12 protein-coding genes and 1 pseudogene are annotated in these 13,404 nt (G+C 43.8%); 9 read left to right on the plus strand and 4 right to left on the minus strand.

Going from position 1 to position 13,404, the window contains the following annotated elements; translation table 11 throughout:
* Positions 1-290: 290 nt before the first annotated feature.
* The 4 genes from BJP37_RS01525 to BJP37_RS01540 all read right to left on the minus strand — a co-directional run bounded on the left by BJP37_RS01525 (position 291) and on the right by BJP37_RS01540 (position 4,057).
* Entirely contained in the window at positions 291-959 is a 669-nt protein-coding gene (locus tag BJP37_RS01525; protein ID WP_075895923.1) for an HAS-barrel domain-containing protein, read from the minus strand.
* A 64-nt stretch (positions 960-1,023) separates the two neighbouring features.
* Positions 1,024-1,215 carry an NAD(P)H dehydrogenase subunit NdhS gene (locus BJP37_RS01530; RefSeq protein ID WP_044493740.1) on the minus strand — a complete coding sequence of 64 codons (192 nt, stop codon included), beginning with the start codon at positions 1,213-1,215 and terminating at the stop codon, positions 1,024-1,026.
* A 302-nt stretch (positions 1,216-1,517) separates the two neighbouring features.
* Positions 1,518-2,786, minus strand: a complete 1,269-nt coding sequence (gene rodA, locus BJP37_RS01535) for a rod shape-determining protein RodA (protein ID WP_075895925.1) — start codon at positions 2,784-2,786, stop codon at positions 1,518-1,520.
* Positions 2,787-2,992: 206 nt separating this feature from the next.
* Complete coding sequence (locus BJP37_RS01540; RefSeq protein WP_075905658.1) at positions 2,993-4,057, minus strand: Mrp/NBP35 family ATP-binding protein; 1,065 nt, start codon at positions 4,055-4,057, stop codon at positions 2,993-2,995.
* Positions 4,058-4,976: 919 nt separating this feature from the next.
* On the opposite strand from BJP37_RS01540, the gene BJP37_RS01550 reads away from it, so the two are divergent.
* From BJP37_RS01550 to BJP37_RS42095, 9 genes and pseudogenes are all read left to right on the plus strand, one after another.
* Entirely contained in the window at positions 4,977-5,666 is a 690-nt protein-coding gene (locus BJP37_RS01550) for a class I SAM-dependent DNA methyltransferase (RefSeq protein ID WP_075895929.1), read from the plus strand.
* Positions 5,667-5,881: 215 nt separating this feature from the next.
* On the plus strand, positions 5,882-6,952 hold the full coding sequence (locus tag BJP37_RS01555; RefSeq protein WP_075895931.1) for an alcohol dehydrogenase family protein: 1,071 nt from the start codon (positions 5,882-5,884) through the stop codon (positions 6,950-6,952).
* A 26-nt stretch (positions 6,953-6,978) separates the two neighbouring features.
* Positions 6,979-8,313, plus strand: coding sequence for an NAD(P)-dependent oxidoreductase (locus tag BJP37_RS01560; RefSeq protein WP_075895933.1), 1,335 nt, complete (start codon positions 6,979-6,981; stop codon positions 8,311-8,313).
* Positions 8,314-8,426: 113 nt separating this feature from the next.
* Entirely contained in the window at positions 8,427-9,113 is a 687-nt protein-coding gene (locus BJP37_RS01565; RefSeq protein ID WP_075895935.1) for a phytanoyl-CoA dioxygenase family protein, read from the plus strand.
* Between the two features lie 119 nt (positions 9,114-9,232).
* Positions 9,233-10,425: pseudogene (locus BJP37_RS01570) on the plus strand (ISAs1 family transposase).
* 255 nt (positions 10,426-10,680) lie between these two features.
* A complete protein-coding gene (locus tag BJP37_RS35345) occupies positions 10,681-10,866 on the plus strand; it encodes a hypothetical protein (RefSeq protein ID WP_143727418.1) in 186 nt (61 codons plus the stop codon).
* A gap of 7 nt (positions 10,867-10,873) precedes the next feature.
* A complete protein-coding gene (locus BJP37_RS01575) occupies positions 10,874-11,977 on the plus strand; it encodes a mandelate racemase/muconate lactonizing enzyme family protein (RefSeq protein ID WP_075895937.1) in 1,104 nt (367 codons plus the stop codon).
* Complete coding sequence (locus BJP37_RS01580; protein WP_075895939.1) at positions 11,978-12,433, plus strand: EamA family transporter; 456 nt, start codon at positions 11,978-11,980, stop codon at positions 12,431-12,433.
* 16 nt (positions 12,434-12,449) lie between these two features.
* On the plus strand, positions 12,450-13,391 hold the full coding sequence (locus BJP37_RS42095) for an isopenicillin N synthase family dioxygenase (RefSeq protein WP_075895941.1): 942 nt from the start codon (positions 12,450-12,452) through the stop codon (positions 13,389-13,391).
* Positions 13,392-13,404 lie beyond the last annotated feature (13 nt).

Genomic DNA, 13,404 nt, shown 5'->3' on the forward strand with positions numbered 1-13,404 from the left:
ATCTAATTTTTTCATAGACGTTCAAGTCGTTAGACCCAATTACGCAATATGTACGCTCTACATATTTTTTACGTTGCCTACTTATGATTAGATAGTATCTCTCTACTTTTAAAGTCTATTGTTTATACTTTAATTATACCACATCTATTACAAACTTTCATTGAAAGCCGTCGTTCGCGTAGCGTGGCCAAAGGCCAACGAAGGACGGGGCGCGATTACCCAAAATTTTCGGTAAAGTAATGCGTAGGATAACCCGTTATCCCCGTAAGGGATAACGAGGGAGGAGGATACTACCAATGAATCTGACTCAAAATATACCGCAAGCGGTCATAATCATCCTTAAGTAAGACACTCAAGGTTCGTCCAGCTTTGACTAACCAGTCACGGTCGGTCTGACGAAGACGATAAACTTCTCTAATCACAGCTGCGGTCAGGGGGTCTACTGGGGCACCATTGACTTCCAAAAGTGTTCGCAAAAAATCCAACTGTTCACTAAAGTGAATAACCTCTGATGGTTCACACTGGTAGACAGGTTGATGAATTTGCGGTGGACGGGGTGGAAGATACTGATAGACTCGACCGTGATGGTTGCTAAAACCATTCACACCCTCTTCGGCAGACATAAATCCAACGATGGCAGCACGGAACTCAGTTTTGAGCATGGCGAAAATCTGAGGCTGCTGCTCACGTAATTCTGCCAGTGATAATCCTAAAGCTGTTGCTCGATGAACCGAATCAATCGGGCTAGTCGTAGCATAATAAACTACAGCAAAAATTTGATTACCTGACTCATCATCTACAGATTTTACCCAGCTGCCAAAGGGAGGCATGACCGGAAAGCTTAGATCTTCTGGCTCTAAACATTGAGCGAGAAATTCTGTAGTTGCTGTTTCAATCACCTCAGCAAGGTGATGTTCTGAGCGATTGCTGGGGGTAAACTGGGGTAAGGGAAGGCGCATGGTTTAGTGATTAGTCATGATTAGTCATTAGTCATTAGCTATTGATTTAATCTATGCCTGTAAACTAACCCTTTTTACCAATTTTTGGTTTCACCTCTTCGATTTCCGACAGCTGAAACGTTACTAATTTATCCCAGTTACCTCCTTCAAACAGCACAGCTGCTTTACCATCACTAACGCGCTGTACTAGCCCCTCAAAGCGATAATAGGTATCGTCAACATTAATTACGCGAACTATAGAACCTGGAAAAATCATGAATGCCTCAAAACTTAGATTTCCTTTACTAGGATAGGAGCTAATGGACTTATTGTGGGGTATAGGAGCACCCATAACGTCAGCTGTCAGCCGTCAGCTGTCAGCTATCATGCTTAAAATAAAGATCGTTGGCGTAGCCTGCGCAAACGGGAGAATTTAATAGTTCGAGATTTTACAGAATTGAAAGTCTCCGGATTTGCCCATCTAAGCATTTAGGGGTCAGCCATTAGCTATTGGCCTTTGGCCAAGCGTGCTCATAAGCTGATAGCTGATAGCTGATAGCTGAATACTTACGCTATAACTCATTGAAACTTCAATCGCTGTCGATAATTGGCCACTGCTTGGGCCAACCCTAGGCCAAGAAAGTTGCTTAGCAGGGCTGAACGACCGTAACTGAGTAAAGGTAGAGGAATTCCTGTGATGGGAGCTAAGCCAATAGTCATCCCAATGTTGATCACGGTTTGAAACACAATCATTGAGAGAACGCCAATTGTTACCAGAGAGCCAAAGTTGTCTTTAGCATTCTGAGCAATCAGCACCAAGCGTAGGCACAACCACCACAAGGCTAATAAAATACACAAGCAACCTACAAAGCCTAGTTCTTCACCAATGGCTGAGAAAATGAAGTCAGTATGCTGTTCCGGGATAAAGTGGAGTTGAGTTTGAGTTCCCTGGTTCAGTCCCCTTCCCCAAAGTTGACCAGCACCGATCCCAATCCGAGACTGAATTAGGTGATATCCTCCGCCGAGGGGGTCTAGATCGGGGTTCAAAAAGAGCGTTAATCGGTCTTTTTGATAGTCCTTCAACAGATTCCAGAAGACTTTTCCTAACGGTCCGACAACTAGGTTAACCACCAGGGTACCCAAGGCTCCCAACCAGCGCCAAGGGAGACTCAGGAAGGCAATCAGTGTGATTACTGCAGCCCAGGTATACCATGCAGGTAAAGATATACTGAAGACAATGGCTGAAACCAGAGGGGAAATCAACACGACCAACCAGGCGGGATTGGCATTTGCCCAGTAAAGCATACTCAAGGTAATTGCCCCAAACACCAAGGATGTTCCCAGATCAGGCTGCCCAAACACTAATGCCCAAGGTAATATAGTTACTGCTAAAGCTGCTATTACTGCTGGAATGCTAGTAGCTGGTCGTTTGTGCAAGATGGCAGCTAGAGTAATAATCAACCCGATCTTGGCAAATTCTGAGGGTTGAACATTAAACCCTCCAATGGTAACCCAACGCTGAGCACCTTTAGCACTAGCACCGATAATCATTACAGCAATTAAGGACAGATTGGTGATCCCGTAAATTAACCAATGCCATTGGATCAGGGATTGATAGCGTGATCGCGAAATGAATAGAGCGATGAACAATCCAATACTACCAATGAGCAAGTGGGAGAGCCAATAGTCTTCACCATTGTCGATGGCTGCAGAGCGAATCATCACTGCCCCAAAGATGGTTAGCCCCACAGTCAGGAATAACAGTTGCCAGTCTAATTCCTGCCAGGGGGCCCAAAACAGCCGCCAACGAATACTATTTCTAAATTTAAATTTATTAATTTGTACCATCAGTTATGAGGTATGAGCTATAGCAAAGGGAACAGGGAATAGGGAATAGGGAATAGGGAGCAGGGAGTAGGGAGCAGCGAGCAGGGAAGAAAAATTCTCGCAATTTATTTAGGGTCCCTATATTAGCTATGAGCTATTAGGTATTAACCCTGATAAAATTGTTAATGGTGATTTTCCATTTTCTATTTTTGAGTGGCAAGCCTTTGTTAATTAGACAGGGCAGCAATGGAAACTTTGGCAGCAATCTGAGATGCGATCGCTACCAGTGCTTTAGCGGAGGCTGACTCTGGATTGCCAACCGCGATGGGCAATCCTTGATCCCCTCCCTGCCGTAGGGAAATTTCTAGGGGAATACAACCGAGCAAGGGAATACCTAGTTCTTTTGATGTTTTTTCACCTCCTCCAGAGCCAAACAGGTCATACTGACGGTCGGGCAAGTCTGGTGGGATAAAGTAACTCATATTTTCTATGATTCCCAACACCGGGACTCCCATTTGCTCGAACATTTTCAAGCCTCGGCGGGAGTCTAGCAGAGCGACATTTTGGGGTGTTGTCACAATTACGGCTCCTGCCATCGGTACTGCTTGGGCTAAGGTTAGCTGAGCATCCCCAGTTCCTGGTGGCATATCCACAATCAGATAGTCCAATTCACCCCACTCTACCTGATAGAGGAACTGGCGAATAATCCCATTTAACATTGGTCCGCGCCAAATAACTGGCTGGTCTGGATCAATTAGAAATCCCATGGACACTAGCTTGACACCGTGGTTGAAGGCTGGCTCGATCACATCCCCCTGTTTTCCTTTCTGAACCATCACTTTGGCATCAGCTAATCCCAGCATAGCTGGAGCATTGGGACCATAGATATCAGCGTCTAGGAGACCGACTTTAGCCCCCAACTGAGCCAAAGCAACTGCCACATTTACCGCAACAGTACTCTTACCGACGCCCCCCTTACCACTGGAAATGGCTAAAATATTTTTTACGCCCTCAATACCAGTGCGGTCAGGCAGGGATTTTTGCTGAGGTGTTTCAGCGGTAACATTGACTACTACCTCTTCTACTCCCGATAGCTGTTTTACTGCCTTCTGGCAATCCTCTACAATAAATTCCCGCAAGGGACAGGCTGGGGTGGTCAACACTAAGGTAAAACTGACTGTACCGTTGTCAACCTTGACATTGCGGATCATATTTAATTCCACTAAACTCTTCTGGAGTTCGGGGTCTTGTACCGGTCGTAATACGTCTAAAACTGAATTTGTATCAAGCATGACAGATAGGCGGGCATAGCGTGTGTGAGCTAAGGCCACGAGTTAGAGGCTACGGTTCGATTGTAGAGCTTTACTAGGCGCAGTGATTGCCAATCAGACTAAGAAAATAGACCATCAAAGCGATCGTTACCAACTGTCTCGAACTATTTTTGATTATTTTTATATTTGACTCACAGCCTAACACCTAAGGGGAGTTAGAGGTAATTCCTACTCCGTGAAAACTGACAACTATGTACTTCAGGAAATCGCAAACCCCTATAAAATATCATGTCAATCAATACTATAGCGTTAATTTTACTTATCAAGTGCATTCAAGTTTATTATTCCTGTCTTGATGCAGTCGCACTATGGGTAAACCCTCTCATGTCCGCGCACCCGCCACTATTCCCTACTCTCTAAAACCCACCGGCTTAAGTACCTCATGGGATTGATACATACTATAGGTATTGCCCCCCAGTTGATAGTGAAGAGCAACTATCGCCGAGGCCAACGTAAAATTTTCTAAAACTACAACTATCCCTTGTGATAGCTAGATTACAGCACGAACGAAATCGCAAAAGCACTAAAAAAATTTGTCACTTTTCCAAAGTATGTTATACTACAAGAGGCATAAGTGCTAGGGATAAATATGGGCTTAACGAGAGACCTCTTAAAGGAAGTTGTCTGGTGGAGCTTGGCTCCCAGTCCGGTCTCTGATCACGAGGATTCTGATTATCCTGACCAACCATCCCTAGCCAAAATAAAGCAGTTCGACTTTGGAAAACAATGTCATCACCTGGTTTACCACCCGATGATGACTAAAATTTTGCAACTTTTCCGCACTAGAGGTTTCTCTTGATAGGAATTGGGCTGATATTTCCCTTGTCGCCCTCTCCATCACAAAGATTTAAACAGTTGTCAACAACAAGAGGTATTTATTTTGAAGACAACCATTGCTGAACCCAACAGTGCCAAGACAGTTAATAGTTTTGATGCGATTAAGGAAGCCCACAAGCTTTCTGGAAAGGCTGAAGAGCTGAAGGAATACTACGATCAATGGTCAATGGGTTATGACCAAGATGTTGAGAATGAAGACTATTGTGGCCCGGATTACATTGCTACCTATTTGGATTTGTTACCCAAGCAGGATGGCAAGTTTTTGAATTTACGCAATCCGGAAATCGAAATTTTAGATGCAGGCTGTGGTACAGGCCTTGTCGGCATTGCATTACGTCGCAAAGGCTATCAAAATGTCGATGGGTTTGATTTGTCCCATGGCATGGTTGAAGAAGCTGAAAAAACCGAAGCTTATCGCAATTTAACCGGAGGATGCGATATGACTAAACCAATCGTTGCCTACCCGGATAATCGCTATGATGCTGCAATTAGTTGCGGCGTTTTCACCCTCGGTCATGTGCCTCCCACAGCCCTCGAAGAAATGATTCGCTTTACTAAGCCGGGGGGATTAGTTGTAGTGAGTACTCGTAAAAGTTATTACGACAGCACAGATTTTCAAGGGGTTTGCGATCAACTCCAAGCTGAAAACAAGGCCAAGCTAGTTAGCTCCATTATGGATGGTCCCTACATTGCCGAAGAAGGGGCTCACTACTGGGCTTTTAAAGTTTGCTAAAAAAGCCATAACGTTGGTGAAGGCATTTGCCTTTGCGTAGGTTGGGTTGAAGGACAAAACCGGGCAGCGATCGCCTGTGCGTGTGCGTCGGTTTCAAGTTATTTCAACCCAATCTATATTAGGGTGCGGCGAATTATTGCAAAAATTGCACAATACCCATGACCCAACTTATGAATACGTTGGGAAACAAGGAAAGATCGAGGAAATTAAAAACTATGACAGAATTAATGAATGCCTTTGTTCTTAAGGGATATGGCGGTCCAGAAAAATTAGTTTACACTCAAGTTCCTAAACCAACTCCCCAGAAAGGAGAAATATTAATCAAAGTGGGAGCTTGTTCTATCAACAATACGGACATAAGTACCCGCACTGGTTGGTATGCAGCAGATGAAGGATTTCAAGAATTGCTGCAAGACACAAAGAGCTATGAGGAAGGAAAATCAACCTGGAATCGGATGGGTGTTAAATTCCCTCGCATTCAGGGAGCAGATATCGTAGGAAAAGCAGTCGAAATTGGTGAGGGTGTCACGCCAGAAATACTGAATCAACGGGTGATTGTATATCCTTGGATTCGTACAGCTATTTTCGCAGAATACCAGTATGTAGGCAGCGAAATTGATGGTGGCTTTGCTGAGTATGCGGTCGTTCCGGCAACCAATGCTTACCCCATTAATTCCGATCTACCCGATACTCAGTTAGCAACCCTGCCCTGCGCTTATTCCACAGCGGAAAATTTGTTAACCAACGGGAGAGTCTCAGCGAGAGATACAGTCGTCATCACGGGAGCGTCTGGTGGTGTGGGCAGTGCAGCAATTCAGTTAGCGAAAATTCGAGGAGCAGTAGTTATTGCTATTGTGGGAGCGAACAAAGAGCATTTAGCTAAGGAGTTGGGTGCTGATTACGCTTATGCCCGTGACGAAAGACTTGCCGATAATTTGGCGAACCATCAAGTTACAGTGAGCGTGGATCTGGTGGCAGGAGAATATTTTAGTCTGGTCTTCAAAAGCCTGGTTGTCGGAGGAAGGTATGTGACTTCTGGAGCGATCGCCGGTCCACTGGTTGAGCTAGATATGCGAGATCTGATTTACAAGGATGTGGAGATGAAAGGAGCAAACCGTTATGAACCAGCAGTGTTTCAGAACTTGCTCGGATATATCGAACGAGGTTTGTTGAATCCTCCAGTCGCTAAAGTTTTCCCCCTGAGTCAAATGCAAGAGGCTCAGAAATTTTTTCAAAGCAAAAGCTTTTTTGGTAAAGTTGTAATTACCCCTGAAAAAAAGGCGTAATCCATAAAGCAGTCTATTCGGCACAATTGAAATTATCACAACAAATTATGAGCAAACAAAAAATTGCCTATATCGGTACGGGTGCTATGGGCAAACAGCACATCTACAAACTGCTTAAGGATGGGTATGAAGTCCAAGTTTATGATAAATATCCAGAAGCAGCAACAACGGTAATCGAAAAGGGGGCAGTTTGGAAAGACAGTCCCAAGGAAGCTGCCCAAGGTGCCGATCTGGTGATTACCAATTTACCCTTACCCCATCATGTATTAGAAAATATGTTAGGAGAAACTGGGGCAGTAGAAGGCATGAGACCTGGTGCAACTTGGATGGATTTCTCCACAACTGACTACCATAACACTCAACATATAGCACAAGAAGCAGCTAAAAAAGGACTATTGAGTTTAGAATCTCCGGTGAGCAATCTTTCCCACATGGGTGTAGATTTCTGTAATGCCAGTTTCTATGTTAGTGGAGATCGGGAAGGTTACGATCTGAGTAAAGAAACCCTTGATGCGATTGGAAAAATTTCTTTCTTTGTTAGTAACACCATTGGTGAAGCTCAAACTGTAAAACTGTTAACTAACTTGTTATTTTATGCGCAAATGTTGACATTAGGGGAAGCTCTGATGATATGTAAAATCAATAATATAAATATGCTATGGATGTGGGATTATATCCGATCGTCCAAAGGTAATAGTGTGGTGACAGAGCAAGTAACCCCCTTTATTTTTGATGGCAGTTATGATTATTCCTGTTCCTTAGAAATTACGGTAAAAGATACGGATTTAACGGTAAAATTAGCTGATGAACTGAATGTTCCTTTACCTCTAGGGCGTATTGTTGAAGAGCGATATCGGGAAGCGGGGCAAAAATATGACGCCCATGATAACCATGTCAAGGTGACTAAATTAATCGAAGAAGACAATAATTTAGATTTGAGAGTTCCTGATTTTACTGCTCCCTCTCCCTATGGTTTAGATCGCAGTTATATTCATTCTGAGGAACGAGTAACAGATAGTTTTGGTCGAATTAAACCTCTCCCCTATCAACTGGAATATACTGCCCCAGAACCTTTGAAAGACGAAAAATTGATGGATATTGCTCAATCTCTCACGGATTTTATGGCTTATATTAATTACTTAGTCTTAGGGGAAGCTAATCAGTTAGGAAAAAATATGGGACTGACCGATCAATTATTAGTGGATGTGATTCGTTGGAGTGTTGGAACCTGTTGGGTATCTGATAATATTGATACTTATCAACCTAATCCAGAAATTGTTGAGAAGATAAAATCCTTTAATTTTGGCAGCCAAGCCAAGCTTCCAGTCATAACCAAATTTCTGGCACATCTTAGTGCTTAAAATCAATAATTTAAAGTTGATTTGAATAGGCTGATTATCTGTGTAATTAGTAAAGGTAGCAATGATTAGTTTAAGGTGAGCTGAAAACCATAACATAAATAGAATTAAATTACATGGGTTTATTAGTCAATAAAATTACTCTATCCCAAGACGATAAACAGTCTTTTTCAGAGAATGGATTTATCAAACTCAAAAAACTGTTTACAAGTGAAGCTACCGCTCAATTACGGAAGCTAACATCTAACTCCAATCAAATGAAAAATCCTCCTAGGGTTTACTCTGGAGAATTTTCAAAAATCGGTTATGACGTTGAAGAAACGGTAACACACGATATCTATTATTCAACGAATTTTCAATATGTTATGAGACAATTAGCCCATAATGAACTAACTTTCATGCAAGGAATTGCATTTGAGATAAAAGCAAATCAGAAAGGATTCCCTTGGCATCATGACATTTACTCCTTTTGTTACATTAGGCCAGAGGATTTAGGATATACTCTCTGGATTCCCCTCGATCCGATTAATACAAAAGAGCAACACGGAGGCTTGGCCTATGTGTCTTGCCAAGTTTATTCTGCCCGTGAGTATTTTAATTTTATTTACAAATTAGTACAACAGGATAAATTTAAGGAATTATTGAAAACTGAATACTTGAATAATTATGATTTCCAGTTGGCTGATCAGATGGAAACTTTTCTTTTGGAAAATAATAAATTAGAAGAGGACTTTGAAGTCGGTGATGCCCTTTTGCTAGACAAATGTATTTGGCACAAAAGCTATCCCTTAAAAGCAGGGTAATCGCATCTAATTTGGGAAAAATTGTACTTGACAAAAAACCGGTTGGATGGGCTAGTCCTTCATCTCTCATCAAGGGTAATCTAGGATGTGTAAAGAGTTGTATTTTCTAGTCACGGATCATGGCAAAAGGTTTTGGCAGACCCGTTCTTAACAATCATCATCAGCGTGAGGCTCAGATGCTGAAAAAGAGTGTACTCAATCATTTTCAGCATCTGGAGGATCCCCGTGTGGGTAGCAGAACAGACCATAATCTTGTAGCGATGGTTACTATAGCCATTTTCGCTGTGATTGCTGGCGCTGATGGGTTTGTGGCCATCGAAACCTACGGTAAAGCCAAGCAACAGTGGCTGGAAACATTTTTAGACTTACCTCACGGGATACCATCTCACGATACATTTGGTCGAGTGTTTGGGCTTCTAGATCCCCAGCAACTAGAAACGGGCTTCCTGAGTTGGGTGGGCAGCATCACCGAGAGCTTAGATATTGAAATGATTCATATTGATGGCAAGACGGCCAAAGGCTCCTATGACCGGGAGAACCGCCTCAAAGCACTGCATAGCGTGAGCGCCTGGAGCAGCGAACATGGGCTGGTGTTGGCTCAACAAAAAGTGGAGAGCAAATCGAATGAAATTACTGCGGTGCCACTGCTGCTCAAGTTGCTGAACCTCTTTGGAGCGGTGGTGACTCTCGATGCCATGGGCACCCAAATTGACATTGCCCGAGAAATTAAGCAAGCCGGTGGGGACTATGTCCTGGCGCTCAAGGGCAACCAGGGCAAGCTGAGCCAGCAGGTGGAAGCTTGGTTTGCTATGGCTCTTGACCCGAACGGGCAGGGGATTGAATTGAGTGACCACCAAACCGTCGAAGCTGGACATCATCGCATAGAAACCCGTCAGGTGTGGGCGGTACCTGTGAGTCAACTCCCCCCGTTGCATCGCCAAGCAGAATGGGAAGGCTTAACCAGTGTGGTGATGGTGAAGCGGACGCGGCAGTTATGGAACAAAACCACCACCCAGACTCAGTTTTACCTCAGTTCCCTGGAGGCTGATGGCTCGCGCCATAACCAGGTAATTCGGTGCCATTGGGGTGTTGAAAACAGTCTACATTGGGTGCTTGATGTCACCTTCAATGAAGATGCTAGCCGGGTTCGCCAAGGGTATGCTGCCGAGAATCTGGGGCTGCTGCGCCGCATGAGTGTTAACCTGCGTGGATCGCGAACCCTCCCGCGCCTTGTCTGAAGATGAAGCGTTATAGGGCGGGGATGGATAATGATTTCCTAATCAAAATCCTGGCCGCCAGTGCGGCGAAGTGAAGCATTTTTTGAGGGTGATGCAAGATTGTTGAGGAGTCAACAAAGGAGGTGATGGGCTGAATCTCTTAACTGAAGTCGGTTAGGCTCCAGGAGTGTTGACTAACAGGACTGGTACACACAAACGAGTACCATTAACTTTTCTGAGGGTATAATCAGCAATTCTACAGTCAAATTTTAGCTCAGGTTACTGTATTGTTATAACTCTACTAAGATGCGATTACCCTGCCCTTAAAAGCGGGACCATTGCCATCGAGAATGGCATACGTGATGCGTTTCGTCGATTCTCAATCCCGCCACTCAAAAGTTTTCCTTGAGGGGACATACTCCCTCATAGAAGCTACTAGTAATGATGTTCAAAGTGACCTGGGCTATAAAATGGCTAACGTTCTTAAAGATGGTGAGATTATTCCCCATAACTTCGTTAGTTTAAAAAGAAGTTAAAAACAGTATGAAAATATCACGAATTTCTGTCTATCAAGTCACCTTACCCCTAGAGCATCCTTACCGACTATCAGGAGGTAGGTTGTACTTTGATAAACTTGATTCCACCATAGTTGCTATTGATACAGATGAAGGAATCCGAGGTTGGGGAGAAGGATGCCCTTGGGGTTCCACTTATTTACCGGCTTTTGGGCGGGGTATCAGAGCTGGAATTGAAGAGTTAGCCCCCCAACTCCTGGGATTAGATCCCAGACGCACTGATTTAATCTATCGGACGATGGATATTGCTCTACCAGGTCATCCCTATATTAAATCTGCTCTAGATATGGCTTGTTGGGATATCTTGGGTAAAGCAACGGGATTGCCTCTGTGTGAACTATTTGGTGGTCGTATCGACCAACCCATAACCATCCAAAATTCTGTTCCCACGGGTACCCCAGAGGAAATGATTGAATCCATTAAAAGGGGTCAAGAAAAAGGCTACATCGTCCATACTTGTAAGATTGGAGCTGATGTGGCTCTAGACATTGAGAGAATTAAAGCGATTGGTGCTTATTTACCTGCCAATGAAAGTGCAACCTTTGATGTGAATCGAGCTTGGTTAGTAGATGAAGGGATGCGGGTGATGAACTCAGTAACCGAGCCAATTCTGTATTTTGAACAGCCCTGTGAAACCTATGAAGAATGTCTGCAACTGCGTCAAGTAACTTCTCATCCCATTATCCTTGATGAATGTATTCAGCGGTATGGTGATATTGTCCGCGCTCAAGGTGACCGTGCTTGTGAGGCTATTGGCCTGAAGATTAATCGGGTTGGTGGTTTAACTAAAGCCAAGCGCATCCGAGATTTTTGTGTGGAAACGGGGATTCGGATGAACATTGAAGAAACTGCTGGTAGTGTAATTGCAGATACGGGAGCTGTGCATCTGGCTCAGAGTACCCCAGAAACTCACTTGCGGGCAACTTGGTTATGCCACGACATGCTCACCGTTGAAACAGCTACAGGTGGTGCGCGGAATCAAGGGGGTAAGACTTTTGCGCCAGAAGCTCCAGGGCTTGGTGTAGAGCCAAAACCTGATATGTTGGGTGAGGCGATCGCGGTGTATAAATAGATGAAACCATGGTTTATACCTACATTAGGCGCAATTTTGTGTTGGGGAGCTTGGGCATTTTTGCCTAAACTTTCGGCTCAGTATATTAGCGATGGAAGTGCAATTGTCTATCAGGGATTAGGAGGAGCAATTGTTGCCTCGCTGATCTTTCTGCATCTGAGGGATGGCCTGGAAACCCATCCAGGCGGGATTATAGCTGTAATTGCAGGAATGCTCAATTTTTTGGGGGTCCTATTTTATATCAAGGCAGTTTCTAAGGGCTCAGTAGCGATCGTTTCTACCCTATCTGCCCTTTATCCCTTAGTGGTCATTGTCCTGGGGTTGGTTGTTTTGCAAGAAACATTGACCCTAAAACAAATGATTGGTATTGGTTTTGCCCTAGTTGCGATCGCTGAAAGCGGGGCTGTGGCGGTAGGCCACGCTGCGCGAACGCCCATCGCGCTAATTGCTACATGAATCAGGAGAATTATCAATGAATACCTTACCTGTAATATCGTTAACAAAATTAAAAGACCTCAATGGTTCCCAATCAGGCAACGAAGAACACAAACGCCTCTACAATATCTGCTTAGAGCATGGTTTTTTTTATTTGAAAGATCATGGCATTTCTGCCGATTTAGTTCAACAAACCATCGAGAGCTCTCGTAACTTTTTCCAGTTGCCAAAGGACATTAAAAAAGCCTACGGCCAAGACAAACAAACTGTTTATCCCAACACGTCTAGGGGCTACGTTCCCCTTTATGGCGAAACCCTCCATGAAGAGGTTGGTCCTGATCCCAAAGAACTTTTTGACCTTGGCATTCAACATCCACCTTCAGACAAGCCGTTTACTGGTCCTACCTTGATTCCTGATGATACTGTAGCCCCTGGTTTTGCTGCATCCCACTATCAACTTCAAGGGGAAATTATGACTAAAATTGTTCCCCACCTTCTTAGGGCACTGGCTGTTGCTTTGAACCTTGATCCGGATTGGTTTGACCCTTATTTTGATGATCCAATCCTGATCCATCGAACTATTTACTACCCCTCTGAAAGTGGTGTGGCAGGAAAACATACAGACAACGGCATTTTTACTGTGTTAATCCAAGAATATTTTCCCACCCCTTCCCTGCGGGTTTATACGAAAAATGCCTGGATTGATGCGGTCTGTTTAGAAGATGCGTTTGTGATTAATTTGGGGGATATGTTGCAACTTTGGACAAATGGTTTGTTTGTGAGTACTCCCCACGAAGTGATTCATACACTCTCCAGGAGTCGGATTTCGATTCCTTTCTTTGTTTACCCAAATGTCAACGCAACGTTTGAACCGATCGGAACCGATAAAAAGATAAATCCTACTGACATTATGCTGAAAAACTTTACTTCAATTTGGGTTGAAAAATCAGGGGCAGGTCGAGCTAAAGAATTAAAGTAATCAGGATTTTGTA

Source organism: Moorena bouillonii PNG (assembly GCF_001942495.1).
Lineage (GTDB): Bacteria > Cyanobacteriota > Cyanobacteriia > Cyanobacteriales > Coleofasciculaceae > Moorena > Moorena bouillonii.

Bases quoted from the DNA above. Each gene is read 5' to 3' on its own strand.
- BJP37_RS01540 (WP_075905658.1), bottom strand. From the start codon at position 4,057: ATGCTTGATACAAATTCAGTTTTAGACGTATTACGACCGGTACAAGAC.
- BJP37_RS01575 (WP_075895937.1), top strand. From the start codon at position 10,874: ATGAAAATATCACGAATTTCTGTCTATCAAGTCACCTTACCCCTAGAG.
- BJP37_RS01530 (WP_044493740.1), bottom strand. From the start codon at position 1,215: ATGATTTTTCCAGGTTCTATAGTTCGCGTAATTAATGTTGACGATACC.
- BJP37_RS01565 (WP_075895935.1), top strand. From the start codon at position 8,427: ATGGGTTTATTAGTCAATAAAATTACTCTATCCCAAGACGATAAACAG.
- BJP37_RS01580 (WP_075895939.1), top strand. From the start codon at position 11,978: ATGAAACCATGGTTTATACCTACATTAGGCGCAATTTTGTGTTGGGGA.
- BJP37_RS01555 (WP_075895931.1), top strand. From the start codon at position 5,882: ATGACAGAATTAATGAATGCCTTTGTTCTTAAGGGATATGGCGGTCCA.
- BJP37_RS01525 (WP_075895923.1), bottom strand. From the start codon at position 959: ATGCGCCTTCCCTTACCCCAGTTTACCCCCAGCAATCGCTCAGAACAT.
- BJP37_RS35345 (WP_143727418.1), top strand. From the start codon at position 10,681: ATGGCATACGTGATGCGTTTCGTCGATTCTCAATCCCGCCACTCAAAA.
- BJP37_RS42095 (WP_075895941.1), top strand. From the start codon at position 12,450: ATGAATACCTTACCTGTAATATCGTTAACAAAATTAAAAGACCTCAAT.
- rodA (WP_075895925.1), bottom strand. From the start codon at position 2,786: ATGGTACAAATTAATAAATTTAAATTTAGAAATAGTATTCGTTGGCGG.